This is a genomic window from Pseudomonas sp. TE3786, from assembly GCF_054057335.1.
This window is the reverse complement of the sequence record NZ_JBSRZF010000032.1, coordinates 18,173-36,379: the sequence shown is the minus strand read 5'-3', so window position 1 is coordinate 36,379 and position 18,207 is coordinate 18,173. Positions and strand designations below refer to the sequence as shown.

Genomic DNA, 18,207 nt, shown 5'->3' with positions numbered 1-18,207 from the left:
GTCCTAGCGATGGCAACATCGTGGAAGTTCGAGTCTTCTCCTGGGCACCAATTCAGACTGAGGTACTACCAACCTCAGCAACAAAGAGACCGGCTCAGGCCGGTTTTTTTGTGCCTGCAATTTGGCTGCTGACAGGTCGTAAATAAACAAGCCGAGGACAACCTCGGCTTGTTTGCTTCTCGCTCGGCTATACGCGGAACTGACCCAAGCTCGACTTCAATCGCGAGGCCAAGCCATCCAGCACGCGCCCGCTGGCCGCCGTCGCTGCACCCGCTTCCGCCGCACGCTGCGCCTCAGCGTGAATCACTTCGACGCGCCCCCGCACGGCATCCGCACCTTCAGCCTGATGTGCCGCCGCCTGAGTGGCCGCCTTGATCGCCGCATGCACGTCGTCCACCGCCGCCTGCACCGACAGCTGCAACCGCTCACTGTCACGCAGCGCCGCCAGGCCTTCATTGGCCTGCTGACCGGCACGACCGATCACCGACACGGCCTCTTTCGCGCCCTGCTGCAAGGCGGTGATATGCGATTGGATATCACCGGTGGATTGCTGGGTCTTGCTGGCCAATGCCCGCACTTCGTCCGCCACCACGGCAAAACCACGACCGGTCTCACCAGCACGCGCCGCCTCGATGGCCGCATTAAGCGCCAACAGGTTGGTCTGCTCGGCGATGCCATGGATAACGGTCAACACCATCTCGATCTGTTCGCTCTGCCGCGCCAGGCGCTCGATAACCGCCGAACCCGCCTCGACCCGAGAAACCAGCTCCTCGATCAGGCCGCCGACCTTGGTGGCGATCACCGCATTTTCGTTGGCGTCCTGGCGAATCGATACCACCCGCTGCAGCGCTGCCTGCATGGCGCGGCTTTCCGCCTGAGCATCGCCAGCCATCACTGCCAGCGCCTCCAGGCTACCCGCCACTTCGTCACGCTGACGCTCGGCAGCGGCCTCGGCCGCCACGCTGCGAGTGGCCAGCCCTTTGATTTCCACACCGGTGCTGACCGCCACCTCGCCTGCCTCACGTACGATGGGCTGCAACTTTTCCACGAAACGGTTCACGGCAATGGCCATATCACCGATTTCGTCGCGGCTGGTGACTTCGATACGCCGGGTCAGATCACCTTCACCGGCCGCCAGATCGTTAAGTGCGGCGATCTGCAGATGCAGCTTGCTGACTACCCGCCGCCCCAGCACCACCGCCAGGGTCAGCAACACGCCCAACCCCACCAGCACCAGGCTCAAACCGATCCGCCACTTCAGCGTTGCAGCCGACTCCTGCACCGAGCTGCGCGCACCGTCGGCCATGCCAGCGGTTTCCGCTTGTGCCGCCTTCAGGCGGGCAGTGAGGGCGGCAGTACTTTCGGTGGCCGCGCCGGACAAACTGTCGGCTACCAACTGGTCGCCGCTGGCGATCAGCGCCGTAAAGCGCTTATCCAACGCCTGCAGCTGCTGCTCCACCGAAGCGGTGGAAACGCCCATCAACACTTTGCCGATTTCCACGCCATTGGGGCTGATGGGAGCTTCGATGAAATACACCGATTTATCGTTACGGGCCGCGTTCAGCACCTTATCCAGCGCCCGCTCGCCCTCGCCTTTTTCCATCAGGGATTTGATCAGCGGATTTTCGCGATTCAGGTAACGGGTCAGGTGCTGGCCCTGGGCATCGTCGTACACCACGAACAGCACATTAGGGTTGCGCTGGGCGCGACGGGCGAATTCGGACAAGGCAGGGCCATCGTTATCCCACATCGCCCGCGGCGCTACCGCGGCAAGCAGCTGGGCCATATCGTTGGCCGAATCCTTGAGATTCTGCTCCAGGGTGGCACGCATCTGCGTCTGCTCTTCCTTCAAGCGCGACGACAAGCCTGCCGCCAGACGCTCACGGGTGCGCGTCGATAAGGTGCCGAGCCCCGAGGAGAGCTCACGCCCAGCTTCCTGCAACTCAGACTCCAGGCGCTGGGTGTCAGCACCCAGGCGCGTGCCCAGGTCGACCTCCAACGCACCGACCGTGCTCCGAGTTAGTGCAACAGCCACCAAGACCTGCACCAGCAGTGCAATTCCAAGAGCAATGAAAACCGGGCGCAGCAAGCGGCTACGCAAGAGAGAAACGATGGCTGACACGACAAACCTCCAATACCCGTCACCTGTGTGACGGCAACCGCTGGGATAACTTGAGGATAGGCAATCGCCATGCCGCCAACCTGACCGAGCGAGCAGAAACGAAAAAGGGCCGCCAATGGCGACCCCTTGTCGTGTGCAACCGCAATAATTGCGGCAATGCTAGCGCTTAGGCGAACGGGTGACGCAGAACGATGGTCTCGTTGCGGTCCGGGCCGGTGGAGATGATATCGATCGGCGCGCCGACCAACTCTTCCACCCGCTTGATGTAGGCACGGGCATTGGGCGGCAGTTCGTCCAGGCTCTTGGCACCCAGAGTCGACTCGCTCCAGCCCGGCACTTCTTCGTACACCGGCTCGAGACCGATATAGCTATCGGCGTCGGTAGGTGCGTCGATGACGGCACCGTTTTCGTTCTTGTAGCCTACGCAGATACGGATGGTTTCCAGACCGTCGAGTACGTCCAGCTTGGTCAGGCACAGGCCCGAGATGCTGTTGATTTCGATGGCGCGACGCAGGATTACAGCGTCGAACCAGCCGCAACGACGTGCACGGCCAGTGGTCGCACCGAACTCATGACCACGCTTGGCCAGGAACGCGCCAACGTCGTCGAACAGCTCGGTCGGGAACGGGCCCGAACCCACGCGGGTGGTGTAGGCCTTGGTGATACCGAGGATGTAATCCAGGTACATCGGACCAAAACCGGAACCGGTAGCGATACCGCCGGCGGTGGTGTTGGAGCTGGTTACATAGGGGTAGGTACCGTGGTCGATGTCGAGCAGGGAACCCTGCGCGCCTTCGAACATGATGTCTTTGCCGTCGCGGCGCAGGTCGTGCAGCACGGAGGTGACATCAGCCATCATTGGCTTCAGCAACTCGGCGTATTCCATGCACTCGTCCAGGGTTTTCTGGAAGTCGATGGCCGGCTCTTTGTAGTAATTGACCAGCACGAAGTTGTGGTAGTCCAACAATTCACCGAGCTTGGCGGCGAAGCGCTCGCGGTGGAACAGGTCGCCAACACGCAGGCCACGGCGGGCCACTTTGTCTTCGTAGGCCGGGCCGATACCACGACCGGTGGTGCCGATCTTGGCTTCGCCACGGGCGCGCTCACGGGCTTGGTCCAGCGCCACGTGGTAGGACAGGATCAGCGGGCAAGCCGGGCTGATACGCAGACGCTCACGCACCGGCACACCTTTCTCTTCCAGCTTGATGATTTCGCGCATCAAGGCGTCCGGTGCCACCACCACACCGTTACCGATCAGGCACTGCACGCCGTCGCGCAGCACGCCCGACGGGATCAGGTGCAAGACGGTCTTCTCGCCATTGATCACCAGGGTATGACCTGCGTTGTGACCGCCCTGGTAGCGAACTACCGCAGCAGCGTGTTCAGTCAGCAGATCAACGATCTTGCCTTTGCCCTCATCACCCCATTGGGTGCCCAGGACGACGACATTCTTACCCATAACACTTGTCCTCTTCGAAGCTTGATGCCGGCACAAGCCAGCGGAAACCTTTTAAACAGCCAATGGCACAACCTGCCAGCGCCCATCATTGAGCACCAACTGGCGATCACAGCCCGCCTCGTGCGCAGCACTAACATCCTGGCCAGGCAGGGCCTGCACGACACGCGTGTTCTGCGCGCGCAACTGACGAACCGCCTTCCACAGGTACAAATCATGATTGTCCGGCGCCCAGACCCCAGACTCCGGCTCGTCGAGCTGCATCGCGCCCAGCGTCACCAAAGTCTTCAGGTCGGTGGAAAAACCGGTGGCCGGGCGAGCCCGACCGAAGTCAGCACCAATATCATCATAGCGGCCGCCCTGGGCGATGGACTGACCAACGCCCGGCACAAACGCCGCGAACACCACGCCGGTGTGATAGTGGTAGCCGCGCAGCTCGCCCAGATCGAAGTACAACGGCACTTCGGGGTAGCGACGTTCCAGGGTATCGGCAATGGCGATCAGCTCGTCGAGCGCCAGGTGCACATCTTCCGGGGCTTCGACCAGGCAGGCTTGCGCAAGGTCCAGCACTTCACGCTCGCCGCAAAGCTCGGCGAGGGCGCGGAGCATTTTCTGCAAATCGGCCGGAACGCTTTCGGTCAGAGCAGCCACTTCGTCGACCGCCTTGCGTTGCAGGGCGTCGAACAGTTGCTGTTCCACTTCACCGGAAAGACCCGCGGCACGCGCCAGGCCGCGGTAGATACCGACATGGCCGAGGTCAATGTGCACATCCGGCACAGCGGCCAGCTCGAGCATTTCCAGGAGCAGGCTGATCACTTCCACGTCGCTGGCCGGGCTGGCGTCGCCATACAACTCGGCCCCCAACTGGATCGGACTGCGCGAGGTGGTCAGCGCGCGAGGCTGGGCGTGCAGGACGCTGCCGGCGTAGCACAGACGGTTTGGCCCTTCACGACGCAGGGTGTGCGCATCGATGCGCGCCACTTGCGGAGTGATGTCTGCGCGAAAGCCCATCTGCCGGCCGGTTTGCGGATCGATCACCTTGAAGGTGCGCAGATCCAGATCCTGGCCCGCGCCGGTGAGCAGCGATTCCAGGTATTCGATATGTGGAGTGACGACGAACTCATAGCCCCAGCGCTGGAACAGATCCAGTACCTGACGGCGCGCCGCCTCAATGCGCGCCGCTTCCGGCGGCAGTACTTCCTCGATGCCATCTGGCAGCAGCCAGCGGTCTACCGTTGCCATTTCGCCATTCCCCTCGTTGCGGGCGGCAGCCATTAATGAAGCCAGTAAAGGAGGACTGTTCCCAGCAGCATGCTGGCAAGCCCGATTAGGCGTAACTGACCATCAGACAGCTGTAAAAGCTGCATGAATGTGTCACGCCAACCTCGTGGATATAGGAACGGCAGGATGCCTTCCAGCACCAGCACTAAACACAACGCGATGCCGAGTTCCTGCCACATGGTTCCCACAGACGCAAAAAAGCCGGGAATTTCCCGGCTGACGCATCATAACAACCTTTGCCTGATCGGTCACCCCGACGGACGACCAGCGTCCGTCGGAAGCGACTTCCATCAAGGCTTGGACTTTTCCAGGTAGCGGAAAAAGTCGCTGCTCGGATCCAGCACCAGCACGTCGCGCTTATCGGCGAAGCTTTCACGATAGGCACGCAGGCTACGGTAGAAACCGTAGAACTCCTGATCCATACCGTAAGCCTTGGCGTAGATCGCCGACGCTTTCGCATCGCCGTCACCGCGGGCTTCTTCCGCTTCACGATAGGCCTCGGCGAGGATCACGCGCTTCTGCCGGTCGGCGTCGGCACGAATACCTTCGGCCAGTTCCTTGCCTTTGGCGCGATGCTCACGAGCCTCACGCTCACGCTCGGAGCTCATGCGGTCGAATACGCTGCGGTTGACTTCCTTGGGCAAGTCGATGGCCTTGACGCGAACGTCTACCACCTCAATACCCAGCTCTTTCTGTGCTGCCTTGTTCAGGGTTGCAGTCACGTCCGCCATCAACGCGTCACGCTCGCCGGACACCGACTCGTGCAGGGTGCGCTTACCAAATTGGTCACGCAGCGATGCTTCCAGACGACGAGACAGACGCTCATCGGCAATCTGCTTCACGCCCGAGGTAGCGGTATAGAAACGCTCGGCATCCAGCACACGCCATTTGGCGTAGGCATCAACCATCAGCGCTTTCTTTTCCAGGGTAAGGAAACGCGAAGTGGAGGAATCCAGGGTCATCAAACGCGCATCGAACTTGCGTACCTGGTTAACGTACGGAACCTTCACATGCAGACCAGGGGCGACATCGGTCTGCACGATGCGACCAAACTGCAGCATTACCGCGCGCTCGGTTTGCGACACGATATAGAAGCAGTTCCAGCCCACCAACAGAACGACGACGCCAAGGATCAGGGCGACCAGTGATTTATTGCTCATCAGCGAGTCTCCCTTGTCCGCAGATCACGCTGTTGCAAATCAGCATTCACCCGCGAGCCCAGATCGGCAGCGGCAGCGTTGCTCGAAGCGCCCGGCACAGGTGCAGCGCCACGGCTATCGATCATTTTGTCGAGCGGTAGATAAAGCAGGTTGTTCTGCCCTTTCTCGCCAGTCACCAGCACCTTGCTGGTGTTGCTCATCAGCTCTTGCATGGTATCCAGGTACAAACGCTCACGAGTGACCTCGGGAGCCTTGCGGTACTCGGCGACCAGCTTGGTGAAACGATCTGCTTCACCCGTTGCCCGGGAGACCACTTCATCGCGGTAACCGCTGGCATCTTCGATCAGACGCTGGGCCTGACCACGGGCTTCCGGCACCACGCCATTGGCGTAGGATTCGGCCAGATTCTTCTCACGCTGCTCGTCTTCACGGGCACGGATCACGTCATCGAAGGCTTCCTGAACTTCACGCGGTGCCGCAGCGCTCTGCAAGTTCACCTGGGTAATGGTGATACCGGTCTTGTAGGTATCCATAAAACGCTGCAGGCGCTCTTTGACTTCGCTGGCCATCAATTCACGGCCTTCGGTCAGCACCTGGTCCATCGCGGTGGAACCCACCACATGGCGAACCGAGCTGTCGGTGGCCTGCTGCAGGCTCACTTCCGGCTGGTCAACGTTAAGTACGAAGTCCTGCAGGTTGCTGATCTTGTATTGAACAGTCAGCGGTACTTCGATGATGTTCTCGTCCTCGGTGAGCATCTGCCCCTGCTTGCTATAAGCACGCTCGCGGGTGACGTTCTCCTGGTACTTGCGATCAATCGGAGGGAAATAGATGTTGAGGCCTGGGCCGACAGTTTCGTAGTACTTGCCGAAGCGCAGCACCACAGCCTGTTCCTGCTCATCCACGACATACACGGCGCTGTACAGCCAGATAGCGGCCAGCACCGCAACGACCACGGCGATCAGGCCGAAGCCACCGCCACTGCCACCGCTGGAGCCACCATCGCTGTCACGTTTTTTACTGCCGCCGAACAGCCCGTTGAGGCTCTCCTGCAGCTTGCGGAAGGCTTCGTCGAGATCCGGCGGACCTTTGCGGTCACCGCCGCCCTTGCGTCCACCCCAAGGGTCTTGATTGTTCGAGTTGCCACCCGGCTCATTCCAAGCCATAGCGCTCTCCATACTGATAAAGCAAAGACGCGCCCACGGCGCGCCCGCCAATGCTACAGATGCCACCCAACAGCAGCAAAGCCACAGTCGCAGGCTTTATTGCAAAGTGTGTTGCTCGAGAAACTCTGCCGGCTGCCAGCCTTCGCGACTGATCAACCGATTCAACTCCACTCGTGGAACCCGCACAGCCAAGAGACTGGCACCCTGCTCATCATGCGCTTCGGTTTGCACGACACCCAAGGCAAAAAATTGTGCACGCAACCGACCCAGGCGCTGCGGCAGGCACAAGGTGCCGACAAACAGATCGTTACCCAACAACTCGGCAACCGCCTGCGCCAGCAGATCCAGCCCCCGCCCATCACGAGCCGACAGCCAGACACGTTGCGGACGCCCTGCTTCATCACGCTGAATCTGCGGCTCGACGCCTTCGAGCAGATCCAACTTGTTGTACACCTCAAGAATCGGCAGCTCATCGGCACCGATTTCGGTCAACACCGCCAGAACCTGTTCGATTTGCTGCTGACGATCAGGCTCATGGGCGTCGATCACATGCAGCAGCAGGTCGGAGTTGCTCGACTCCTCCAGCGTAGCGCGAAAGGCCTCGACCAGCTTGTGCGGCAAATGGCGGATAAAGCCCACGGTATCGGCCAGCACGATGGGGCCGAGGTCATCCAGTTCCAGGCGCCGTAGCGTCGGGTCGAGGGTGGCGAACAGTTGATCCGCCGCGTATACCTCGGACTGGGTAACAGCGTTGAACAGGGTGGATTTGCCGGCGTTGGTGTAGCCCACCAGCGAAACGGACGGAATATCCGCACGTTTGCGGCCACGCCGTGCCTGCTCGCGCTGACTGCGCACGCGTTCGAGCTTCTGCTTGATCTGGCCAATGCGCACCCGCAACAGACGGCGGTCGGTTTCCAGCTGGGTTTCACCCGGACCACGCAGACCGATACCGCCCTTCTGCCGTTCCAAGTGGGTCCAGCCACGAACCAGGCGCGTGCTCAGGTGATCGAGCTGCGCGAGCTCAACCTGCAACTTACCTTCGTGGGTCCGTGCACGCTGAGCGAAGATATCGAGAATCAGCCCGGTACGATCGAGCACGCGACACTCGAACACACGTTCAAGGTTGCGTTCCTGACTCGGGGTGAGGATGTGGTTGAAGATAACCAGATCAGCCTGCTCGGCCTTGACCAGGTCGCGTAACTCCTCGACCTTGCCACTGCCAATCAGAAATTTTGCGGTCGGCCGATGACGAGGCACGTTAATGAACGCCACCGTGTCCGCACCCGCCGAATGGGCGAGTTCCTGGAACTCCTGCGGGTCTTCGCGCGCCTCTGGGTCTTGGCCGTCCAGATGAACCAGGATGGCCCGTTCACCGCCTTCATGACGCTCGAAGAACAAAGCAGACTCCTATCAGGCGTTACCTGGTTCTGCTTCGACTTGCTCGCCTTCTGTCGCGCTAGGCAGACGAACCGGACGGCTCGGTACCACAGTGGAGATTGCGTGCTTGTAGACCATCTGGCTGACAGTGTTCTTCAGCAAAATAACAAACTGGTCGAAGGATTCGATCTGGCCTTGCAGCTTGATGCCGTTAACCAGATAGATTGAAACCGGTACGCGTTCCTTACGCAGGGTATTGAGGTAAGGGTCTTGTAGCGAATGCCCTTTTGACATGTGCCGCACTCCTTTGGAGATCGATAGTTATAGTATGAAAAGTGGTGGACTTAGCCGCCTTACCCCCAAGAGTAGACGGCAATAAGCAAGGTCTCAGTCCAATATGGAGACCGACTTCAAGTATTTCAAGGCACGTGGCAGATTGTCGCAAGCCAGACTGTCCAGCCAGTGCAGATTGGACCAACTGCGCAGCCAGGTGAACTGTCTTTTGGCTAATTGACGGGTGGCGATAACGCCACGCTCGACCATTTGCTCCCGACTCAGGCTGCCATCGAGGTAATCCCAAACCTGGCGATAGCCAACCGCCCGTATAGACGGCAGCCCGACATGCAGGTCGCCTCTATTGCGCAGGGCTTCGACCTCTTCGACAAAGCCCTGTTCCACCATGGCTTGAAATCTTTCGGCAATCCGCGCGTGCAAAACCTGGCGCTGCGCAGGCGCAATGGCCAAGTTGGCGACAGTATAGGGGAATTGCGCCGCACCGGCTGTGCTAGAACCGCCGTTTTGAGCGGCCTGACGCTCTCTATGCGACGTCATGGTCTGGCCGCTGACCAGAAAAACTTCCAGGGCTCTAGTCAGCCGCTGGGGGTCGTTGGGGTGAATTCGCGCAGCAGATTGCGGATCGACCTCCGCCAAATGACGATGCAACACTTCCCAGCCTTCATTGGCCGCACGCAATTCCAGCTGCGCGCGCACCTCGGCGTCGGCGGCCGGCATATCGGCCAGACCTTCCTGCAATGCCTTGTAATACAGCATGGTGCCGCCCACCAGCAGCGGAATACGGCCCGCGGCGGTGATCTCGGCCATCGCCGCCAAGGCGTCGGCGCTGAATTCGGCGGCGGAATAGCGTTCGGCGGGATCGCGGATATCGATCAGACGGTGCGGATACTGGTCCAAGAGCTCTTTCGAAGGCTTGGCGGTACCGATATCCATACCGCGGTAGATCAGCGCTGAGTCCACGCTGATCAAGTCGCAAGGCAGGTGTTTGGTCAGCTCGATGGCCAGGTCGGTCTTGCCGGCGGCAGTCGGCCCCATCAGGAAAATCGCCGGAGGCAGGCGACTGGACATAAAGAAAGCCCTTAGCGGCCGCGCATAAAGAGTTTGTCGAGGTCGTCCATGCCCAGCTGCGTCCAGGTCGGCCGACCGTGGTTGCATTGCCCACTGCGCTCGGTGTTTTCCATATCGCGCAACAGGCCGTTCATTTCCGGGATGGTCAGGCGGCGGTTGGCGCGCACCGCGCCGTGGCAGGCCATGGTGCCAAGCAGCTCATTGAGATGCGCTTGAATGCGGTCACTGGTGCCGTATTCCATCAAGTCGGCGACCACATCGTGTACCAGGCGATTGGCTTCGGCCTGTTTGAGCAGCGCCGGAATCTGCCGAATCGCCAGGGTTTCCGGGCCCAGACGCTGCAGCTCGAAGCCCAGACGCTGGAACCAGGCCGCATGTTCTTCAGCGCAGTCCGCCTCACGCTGGCTCACGGCGATGGACTCAGGCACCAGCAGCGGCTGACCACTCAGACCTTCGCTGGCCATGGCGATCTTCAAGCGCTCATAGGTGATGCGCTCATGGGCCGCATGCATATCGACCAACACCATGCCGATGGCATTCTCGGCAAGGATATACACGCCCTTGAGCTGCGCCAGGGCGTAACCCAGCGGCGGGATATCGCCCTGGTTCTCAGGCAGCGCGGCCGGTGCAGCACCATTGACCAGCGGCGCGAAGTAGTCGCGATAGACGCCCTGGGTTTCCGCCACCGGCAGGCCTGGATTCGGGCGCGGAGCCGAATAGCCACCCTGGTAGCCACTGCCCGGCGCACGCCAGGTGTTTTCGCCGGCCGGACGCTCCAGCACACTCGCCGACAGGCTCATTTCATTCTGCGGGCCGAACTCGCCAGCCGCCTGGCCAGTGGGGCGCAACATATCGGCAACAGCAGCCGGGGCCGCCAGATGGTCTTCCGGACGCACTTCACCCAGCGCGCGATGCAGAGTGCCGTAAAGGAAATCGTGGACCATGCGGTTGTCGCGAAAACGCACTTCATGCTTGGTCGGATGCACGTTGACGTCAACCACAGTCGGGTCGATCTCCAGGAACAGCACAAAGGTCGGATGCCGGCCGTTGAACAGCACGTCGCGATAGGCCTGGCGGATGGCGTGGGCTACCAGCTTGTCGCGCACCGAACGACCGTTGACGAAGAAATACTGCAAATCGGTGTTGCTGCGCGAGAAAGTCGGCAAGCCGACCCAGCCCCACATGCGCAAACCATTGCGCTCGATTTCGATCGGCATGGCCTGCTCGAGAAACGCCGCGCCACAGACCGCCGCTACGCGCCGCGCACGGCCAGCCTCATCATGGGCTTCGTGCAGCGACAGCACAGTCTTGCCGTTGTGACGCAGGTGAAAGGCCACATCGAAGCGCGCCAGGGCCTGCCGCTTGACGGCGTCCTGGACGTTATCGAACTCGGTTTTCTCCGAGCGCAGAAACTTGCGTCGTGCCGGCGTGTTGAAAAACAGGTCACGCACTTCCACCGAGGTGCCCACCGGATGGGCGGCGGGTTGCACCCGAGGTGCCATGTCGCGCCCTTCGGTTTCCACCTGCCAGGCCTGCTCGGCATCGGCGGTACGCGAAGTCAGGGTCAGGCGCGCAACGGAGCTGATGGATGCCAGCGCCTCGCCGCGAAAGCCCATGCTCATCACGCTTTCCAGATCTTCCAGTTCGCGGATCTTGCTGGTGGCGTGGCGCGCCAGGGCCAGCGGCAGGTCGTCGGCGGCAATGCCACTGCCATCGTCACGCACCCGCAGCAACTTGGTGCCGCCTAGCTCGGCATCGACATCGATACGGGTGGCACCGGAGTCGAGGCTGTTTTCCAGCAGCTCCTTGATCACCGAAGACGGCCGCTCGACCACTTCGCCCGCGGCAATCTGGTTGGCCAGGCGCGGGCTTAACAGCTCGATCCGCGAATTCGGCGAATACAGGCTGCTCATGGCTGTGCCACCAGGGCGGTGGGCGGAATCTGCAGGTGCTGGCCGACCTTCAAGGAATCGGTTTTCAGGTTATTGGCCGCGAGGATGGCCGCCTGGGTGACCTGATAACGCTGAGCGATCAGCGCCAGGCTTTCGCCGGAGGCGACCATATGATCACGCGGCCCCGGGGCGATCTTGCCGGAGTCACGCAGCCAGGCAATGTAGGTGCCCGGTGGCGGGTTCTGCTGGAAGAACTGGCGGATGCCGCTGGAAATCGAACGGGCCAACGACTGCTGGTGACTGCCGGAAGCCAGCTTCACCGACTCGTTGGGGTTGGAGATAAAGCCGGTCTCCACCAGGATCGAGGGAATATCAGGCGACTTCAGCACCATAAAACCGGCCTGTTCCACCCGGCGCTTGTGCAGCGAAGTGACGCTGCCGAGGTTGCTTAGCACCTTCTGGCCGACGTTCAGACTGGAAGACAACGACGCCGTCATCGACAGGTCGAGCAACACCCCGGCCAGCATCGGGTCCTTGTCGTCGAGGCTGACGTTGCCGGCACCGCCGATCAGGTCGGAGCGGTTTTCACTGTCGGCCAGCCAACGCGCGGTTTCCGACGTAGCGCCACGATCAGACAGGGCGAACACCGAGGCCCCGAACGCGGAGGAGCTGGGCGCGGCGTCGGCGTGAATGGAAACGAACAGATCGGCACCCTTCTTGCGGGCGATTTCGGTGCGTTTGCGCAGCGGAATAAAGTAGTCGCCGGTACGCACCAGCTCGGCACGATAGCCCTTGGTGGCGTTGACCTGGCGCTGCAGCTCGCGGGCGATGCCCAGCACCACGTCTTTCTCGCGAGCGCCGCGCGGCCCCAGGGCTCCGGGGTCTTCGCCGCCGTGCCCGGCATCGATGGCGACCACGACGTCGCGCTTGCCGCTAGGGTCAGGCGGGGTCAGCTTGGGTACCGGCTGGGTGGGCGACACAGGCGCTTCCGGCGCTGCCGCCGTGGTGGTCGAGGGCAGGCTTGGCGAGCTGTCGGCGCCCTGGTCGAACAGGTCAACCACCAGGCGATCACCGTATTGCTGGTTGGGCGCCAGGGTGAAGCTCTTGGGCGTTACCGGCGCGGACAGGTCGATGACAATGCGCAGATCGGTAGGCGAGCGTTGCGCCGAGCGTACGCTGGTAATCGGCGTGTTGGCGATGGACAGCTGCTCGAGCTTGGTTGCCAGGGTGGCACCATTGACGTCGATGACGATGCGATTGGGTGAGGTCAGGGTGAACACACTGTGTTGCACCGGGCCGGAAAGGTCGAAAACCAGGCGGGTGTTATCCGGTGCTCGCCACAGCCGTACGCTTTTAATATCGGCCGCAGCCACAAGATCGGCAGCCAACATGGCAAGCAGCACAGCAACCCCGGTAACCAGCGCGCGCATGCGCATACCCAACCCCACTCTCTTATTGATGCTTTTCGTATTTGGCTAAGGCGGCACACCAGGCCTCGCCCAATCCGTTATGTGGCGTAAAACGTAGCAGGCGCCCGCTCTTATGGGGGCTAATGGTAATGTCCATGTCCGCCTTTGGCAAAACGCCTGCACCGCGCTGCGGCCATTCGATCAGGCACAGGGCATCGCCCTCGAAATAATCGCGAATCCCCAGAAACTCAAGCTCTTCCGGGTCGGCCAGGCGGTACAGGTCAAAGTGATAGGCGCGCACCGCGCCCAGCTCGTAGGGCTCGACCAGGGTGAAGGTCGGGCTCTTCACCGCGCCGGTATGGCCCAGGCCGCGAATGATGCCGCGCGACAAGGTGGTTTTGCCGGCACCCAGATCGCCATGCAGATAGATGATGCCGCGCCCACCGGTCACCTCGGCGAGGCGTTTGCCCAACTCCAGCATCGACGCTTCGTCGGCTTTATAGATATCCACGCTCACATCAGACATGGCGACTGTTCCTGCAGTAGCTGACAAATAACTTCAAACAAATCACTGGCGGCCAGGCCACGGCCCCGCCCACCCAACTCTTCACCGGCACGGGCATGCAGCCAGACCGCCAGGCTGGCTGCGGCAAAGGCCGGCATACCCTGGGCCAGCAAGGCACCGATCACCCCGGCCAGCACATCACCCAGACCGGCCCCGGCCATCGCCGGATGGCCATGGTCACAGAGGTTAAGGCGACCATCGGGGTCAGCAATCAAACTGCCCGCCCCTTTAAGCACGGCCACCACGGCATATTTGCGCGCCAGCGCACGGGCGGCAGCAGGGCGATCAGCCTGCACCTGCGCGGTGGAGATACCCAACAGCCGGGCCGCCTCGCCCGGATGCGGGGTGATCACGCTCCCTACCGGCAACGGGGCTGGCGCCAAAGCCAGCAGATTCAGCGCATCGGCATCCCATACCTGCGGTAGCTCAGCGCTGCGAGCCACCGAGAACAGGCTGCGACCCCAGGCGTCCTGGCCGAGCCCCGGTCCTACCACCAACACCTTGGCGCGCTGAACCAGAGCGAGCAGTTGATTGGCCGAGCTGATGCCCGCGCTCATCAGTTCCGGGCACCGCACCAGGGCTGCCGGCACATGTTCCGGGCGAGTGGCCAATGACACCAGGCCAGCACCGCTACGCAGGGCGCTTTGCGCACTGAGCAAGGCCGCACCGCCAAAGCCGCGATCTCCACCGACCACCAGCACATGGCCAAACTGGCCCTTGTGCGCCGTCGGCGAACGCGGCGGTAGCTGCGCTAGGCTGGACGGCGTGAGGCGCTCAGCGACAGCAGCGGTTTGCGCCAGCAGCGCCGGATCGGCCTGCAGATCATCAAATAGCAGCTCACCCACCAGAGCGGGCGCTTCGCCGGTGAACAGGCCGACTTTCAGGGCGATAAAGGTCATCGTCAGATCAGCCCGCACAGCGACACCGAGAGCGGTGCCCGTGTCGGCACACAGCCCCGACGGCAAATCCAGCGCCAGCACCGGCAAGCCGCTGGCATTTATCTGTTCGATCACCTGGGCATAGGGCTCGCGTACATCGCCCTTGAGGCCGGTGCCAAGCAAACCATCGACCAGTACACCGGTCAGCTCAGCGTCGTCGCGCCAGGGCTGAACAACCACCCCTGCAGCTTTCGCCTCGGCATGGGCGGTGGCGGCATCCCCCACCAGGCGGATGGGCTCGCCCACAGCGAACAGCCGCACCTGCCAACCCGCGCGCAATGCCAGGACTGCCAGCAGGTAGGCATCGCCAGCGTTATTGCCGTGCCCGGCCAGCACCGTCACCAGCGTTTCCTGCGGCCAGCGTTGGCGCAAAGCACGCCAGGCCGCATGGGCGGCGCGCTGCATCAATTCAAAGCCGGGAGTGCCCGCGGCAATCAGGCGGGCGTCGAGGTCACGTACCTGGGCGGCACTGTGTAAAGCGGTTGGCAGTCTCATGCGTCAGTCAGCTCGGATGTCTGGCAGAATTATACGCACGTCCGCCCCGGTTGCCTGTTGCCATGTCCTCCCCTTCCCTCGATCTAGCCGCCCTTTCCCAGTCGATCAAAGACTGGGGTCGTGAACTTGGCTTTCAGCAAGTCGGCATCGCCGGCCTTGAGCTCGGGGAGCACGAGGCCCATCTGCAACGCTGGCTGGACGCCGGCTACCACGGCGAGATGGACTATATGGGTGCCCATGGCAGCAAGCGCTCGCACCCGGACGAACTGGTGCCCGGCACCTTGCGGGTGGTGTCGCTGCGCATGGACTATCTGCCCGGCGACACCCTGATGGCCCAGCGCCTGGGTCAGCCGGAAACCGCCTATGTGTCGCGCTACGCCCTGGGCCGTGATTACCACAAGCTGATCCGCAAGCGTCTGCAACAACTGGCCGAGCGCATCCAGCAGGCCATCGGCCCCTTTGGTTACCGCGCCTTTGTCGACAGCGCGCCAGTGCTGGAAAAGGCCATCGCCGAACAGGCCGGCCTGGGCTGGATCGGCAAAAATACCCTGGTGCTGAACCGCAAGGCCGGCAGCTACTTCTTTCTCGGCGAGCTGTTTGTCGACCTGCCACTGCCCGTCGACGAGCCCCACAGCACCGAGCATTGCGGGCGCTGCACGGCCTGCCTGGATATCTGCCCCACCGCCGCTTTCGTCAGTCCCTACGTGCTGGACGCGCGGCGCTGCATTTCCTACCTGACCATCGAGCTGAAGGGCCCGATCCCCACCGAACTGCGGCCGCTGATCGGCAATCGGGTGTTTGGCTGCGATGACTGTCAGATCGTCTGCCCCTGGAACCGCTTCGCCCGTCCGACCGAGCAAAGCGACTTCCAGCCGCGCCACAGCCTGGATAACGCCCAACTGGCGGAGTTGTTTCGCTGGAGTGAAGACGAGTTTCTCAGCCGCACTGAAGGCTCGCCGCTGCGCCGCGCTGGCTATGAGCGCTGGTTGCGCAACCTGGCGGTGGGGCTGGGCAACGCGCCGAGTAGCATTCCGGTGCTGGAAGCACTCGAGACGCGGCGTGAGGATGCCTCGGAGATGGTGCGTGAGCATGTGCAGTGGGCGTTGGCGCAGCACGGGCGCTAGGTCATACATCTTTCGTTGGAGCGGCTTCAGCCGCGATGCCCTTAAACGCGACAAGCATCGCGGCTGAAGCCGCTCCGACGAGGAGCCCTCGAGCACTTAGAACTTCTTGATGAAATGCTCGCGGTAGTACTTGAGCTCGGCGATGGAGTCGTAGATATCGTCCAGCGCCAGGTGACTGCCCTTTTTGCTGAAGCCGTCGCGAATCTGCGGTGCCCAACGTACGACCAGCTCTTTAAGGGTCGACACGTCGAGGTAGCGGTAGTGGAAGTAGGCTTCCAGATTCGGCATATAGCGGTAGAGAAAGCGCCGATCCTGACCAATGCTGTTGCCGCAGATCGGCGATTTGCCCTTGGGCACCCATTGCTCAAGAAAGGCGATGGTCTGCGCTTCGGCTTCCTGGGCGCTGATCTTGCTGTCACGCACACGCTGGGTCAGGCCGCTTTCGCCGTGGGTGCGAGTGCACCATTCGTCCATCGCTGCCAGCACTTCATCACTCTGGTGCACGGCAATCACCGGGCCCTCGGCCAGCACATTGAGGTTGCTGTCGGTGACGATGGTGGCCATTTCGATGATCACATCGGTATCCGGCTCCAGGCCGGTCATTTCCAGATCGATCCAGATCAGATTCTGCGGGTTTTGCATGTTGGCGCTCCTCGTACGTAGCTGCGCAGTTTAGCTCAGCCACGGCACCCGGCGGCGAACTTGAGCGGCGTGCTAAACTCGCCGCCCACCTGGCCACGACCAGGTTCCGCTTTTGTCGCCCAATTACCCCGGAAGCCCCATGGCCAAACGCCAGCTCAACCGTCGCCAGAACTGGCGCATCGAGAAGATTCAAGGCGAGCGCGCCGCCCGCGCCGCCAAGCGCGAGTCGCAATCACTGGAAGCGCTAGAGGGCGGCGACCTGGGCCCCGAACAGATCGGCCTGGTAATCGCCCACTTCGGCGTCCAGGTGGAAGTCGAAGCCCGCGACGGCGAACTGGCTGGCCAAGTGTTCCGTTGCCACCTAAGGGCCAACCTGCCCACCCTGGTGACCGGTGATCAGGTGGTCTGGCGCGCTGGCAACCAAGGCATCGGCGTGATCGTCGCGCAGCTGCCGCGCCACACAGAGCTGTGCCGCCCCGACACTCGCGGCATATTGAAACCGGTCGCGGCCAACGTCGACCTGATCGTGATCGTCTTCGCCCCGCTGCCAGAGCCCCACGCCAACCTGATCGACCGTTACCTGGTAGCCGCCGAGCACGCCGGCATTCGCCCCTTGCTGCTGCTGAACAAGGCCGACCTGATCGATGACAAGAACGCTGTGGCGCTGAATGCCCTGCTGGGCGTGTACCGCCAGCTGGGTTACCCGCTCCTGGAAGTGTCGGCCCACCATGGCAACGGCATGCAGCTGTTGCAGGCCGAGTTGGACGGCCATGTGAGCGTGTTCGTCGGCCAGTCCGGGGTGGGCAAATCGTCGCTGGTCAACAGCCTGCTGCCGGAAGTCGATACCCGCGTGGGCCCACTGTCGGAACTCACCGGCAAGGGCACCCATACCACCACCACCGCGCGCCTGTTCCATTTCCCCGGCGGCGGCGAACTGATCGACTCCCCCGGCATCCGTGAATTCGGCCTGGTACACGTCAGCCGCGATGATGTCGAAGCCGGCTTTATCGAGTTCCACGACCTGCTCGGTCACTGCCGTTTCCGCGACTGCAAACACGACCGCGAGCCAGGTTGCGCGCTGCTCAAGGCCCTGGAAGATGGCCGTATCCAGCCGCAGCGGATGGCCAGTTACCGGCATATCCTCTCAACCCTGCCTGAGCAGGATTATTGAAATGCAAAAGGCCGCGTCGATACGCGGCCTTTTGATTTGACTCAACG

At 62.0% G+C, this 18,207-nt stretch carries 15 protein-coding genes and 2 pseudogenes; 2 read left to right on the top strand and 15 right to left on the bottom strand.

Translation table 11 applies throughout. The annotated features are described in order from the left end of the window. Window positions 1–187: 187 nt before the first annotated feature. The 14 genes and pseudogenes from ACVW0Y_RS23200 to ACVW0Y_RS23135 all read right to left on the bottom strand — a co-directional run. A pseudogene (locus tag ACVW0Y_RS23200) lies at window positions 188–682 on the bottom strand (methyl-accepting chemotaxis protein); the annotation flags it as partial. Between the two features lie 363 nt (window positions 683–1,045). Beyond that, window positions 1,046–1,306, bottom strand: a pseudogene (locus tag ACVW0Y_RS23195) (HAMP domain-containing protein); the annotation flags it as partial. Between the two features lie 982 nt (window positions 1,307–2,288). Then, window positions 2,289–3,581 carry an adenylosuccinate synthase gene (locus ACVW0Y_RS23190; protein WP_457441650.1) on the bottom strand — a complete coding sequence of 431 codons (1,293 nt, stop codon included), beginning with the start codon at window positions 3,579–3,581 and terminating at the stop codon, window positions 2,289–2,291. A 51-nt stretch (window positions 3,582–3,632) separates the two neighbouring features. Next, window positions 3,633–4,820 carry an ATP phosphoribosyltransferase regulatory subunit gene (locus ACVW0Y_RS23185; RefSeq protein WP_457441648.1) on the bottom strand — a complete coding sequence of 396 codons (1,188 nt, stop codon included), beginning with the start codon at window positions 4,818–4,820 and terminating at the stop codon, window positions 3,633–3,635. 32 nt (window positions 4,821–4,852) lie between these two features. After that, window positions 4,853–5,038, bottom strand: a complete 186-nt coding sequence (locus tag ACVW0Y_RS23180) for a DUF2065 domain-containing protein (RefSeq protein ID WP_457441646.1) — start codon at window positions 5,036–5,038, stop codon at window positions 4,853–4,855. A gap of 111 nt (window positions 5,039–5,149) precedes the next feature. Next, window positions 5,150–6,019 (bottom strand): protease modulator HflC, encoded by an 870-nt coding sequence (gene hflC / locus ACVW0Y_RS23175; protein ID WP_457441644.1) that lies wholly within the window; start codon window positions 6,017–6,019, stop codon window positions 5,150–5,152. Next, window positions 6,019–7,185, bottom strand: a complete 1,167-nt coding sequence (hflK, locus tag ACVW0Y_RS23170; RefSeq protein ID WP_457441642.1) for an FtsH protease activity modulator HflK — start codon at window positions 7,183–7,185, stop codon at window positions 6,019–6,021. Before hflK ends, hflC begins: the two co-directional genes overlap by 1 nt. A gap of 96 nt (window positions 7,186–7,281) precedes the next feature. Further along, the gene (gene hflX / locus ACVW0Y_RS23165) at window positions 7,282–8,583 is read right to left on the bottom strand and encodes a ribosome rescue GTPase HflX (RefSeq protein WP_457441640.1); all 1,302 of its coding nucleotides are present in this window, start codon (window positions 8,581–8,583) and stop codon (window positions 7,282–7,284) included. Between the two features lie 12 nt (window positions 8,584–8,595). After that, complete coding sequence (gene hfq, locus ACVW0Y_RS23160) at window positions 8,596–8,856, bottom strand: RNA chaperone Hfq (RefSeq protein WP_108097895.1); 261 nt, start codon at window positions 8,854–8,856, stop codon at window positions 8,596–8,598. Window positions 8,857–8,949: 93 nt separating this feature from the next. Next, complete coding sequence (gene miaA, locus ACVW0Y_RS23155; protein ID WP_457441637.1) at window positions 8,950–9,924, bottom strand: tRNA (adenosine(37)-N6)-dimethylallyltransferase MiaA; 975 nt, start codon at window positions 9,922–9,924, stop codon at window positions 8,950–8,952. An 11-nt stretch (window positions 9,925–9,935) separates the two neighbouring features. Then, window positions 9,936–11,837, bottom strand: coding sequence for a DNA mismatch repair endonuclease MutL (gene mutL, locus ACVW0Y_RS23150; protein WP_457441635.1), 1,902 nt, complete (start codon window positions 11,835–11,837; stop codon window positions 9,936–9,938). Further along, entirely contained in the window at window positions 11,834–13,264 is a 1,431-nt protein-coding gene (locus tag ACVW0Y_RS23145) for an N-acetylmuramoyl-L-alanine amidase (protein WP_457441634.1), read from the bottom strand. The genes mutL and ACVW0Y_RS23145 overlap by 4 nt, the downstream gene beginning before the upstream one ends. A 4-nt stretch (window positions 13,265–13,268) precedes the next feature. Next, window positions 13,269–13,751, bottom strand: a complete 483-nt coding sequence (gene tsaE, locus ACVW0Y_RS23140) for a tRNA (adenosine(37)-N6)-threonylcarbamoyltransferase complex ATPase subunit type 1 TsaE (protein ID WP_457441632.1) — start codon at window positions 13,749–13,751, stop codon at window positions 13,269–13,271. Continuing rightward, window positions 13,739–15,223 carry an NAD(P)H-hydrate dehydratase gene (locus ACVW0Y_RS23135; protein ID WP_457441630.1) on the bottom strand — a complete coding sequence of 495 codons (1,485 nt, stop codon included), beginning with the start codon at window positions 15,221–15,223 and terminating at the stop codon, window positions 13,739–13,741. The genes tsaE and ACVW0Y_RS23135 overlap by 13 nt, the downstream gene beginning before the upstream one ends. Before the next feature lie 62 nt (window positions 15,224–15,285). On the opposite strand from ACVW0Y_RS23135, the gene queG reads away from it, so the two are divergent. Further along, window positions 15,286–16,347: a tRNA epoxyqueuosine(34) reductase QueG gene (queG, locus tag ACVW0Y_RS23130; protein WP_457441628.1), complete on the top strand. Its 1,062-nt coding sequence runs from the start codon at window positions 15,286–15,288 to the stop codon at window positions 16,345–16,347. Between the two features lie 96 nt (window positions 16,348–16,443). Here the strand turns inward: queG and orn are convergent, their stop codons facing one another. Next, on the bottom strand, window positions 16,444–16,989 hold the full coding sequence (orn, locus tag ACVW0Y_RS23125; protein WP_108097902.1) for an oligoribonuclease: 546 nt from the start codon (window positions 16,987–16,989) through the stop codon (window positions 16,444–16,446). 139 nt (window positions 16,990–17,128) lie between these two features. Between orn and rsgA the strand changes: the two genes are divergently transcribed. Further along, the gene (rsgA, locus tag ACVW0Y_RS23120; RefSeq protein WP_457441626.1) at window positions 17,129–18,160 is read left to right on the top strand and encodes a small ribosomal subunit biogenesis GTPase RsgA; all 1,032 of its coding nucleotides are present in this window, start codon (window positions 17,129–17,131) and stop codon (window positions 18,158–18,160) included. Window positions 18,161–18,207 lie beyond the last annotated feature (47 nt).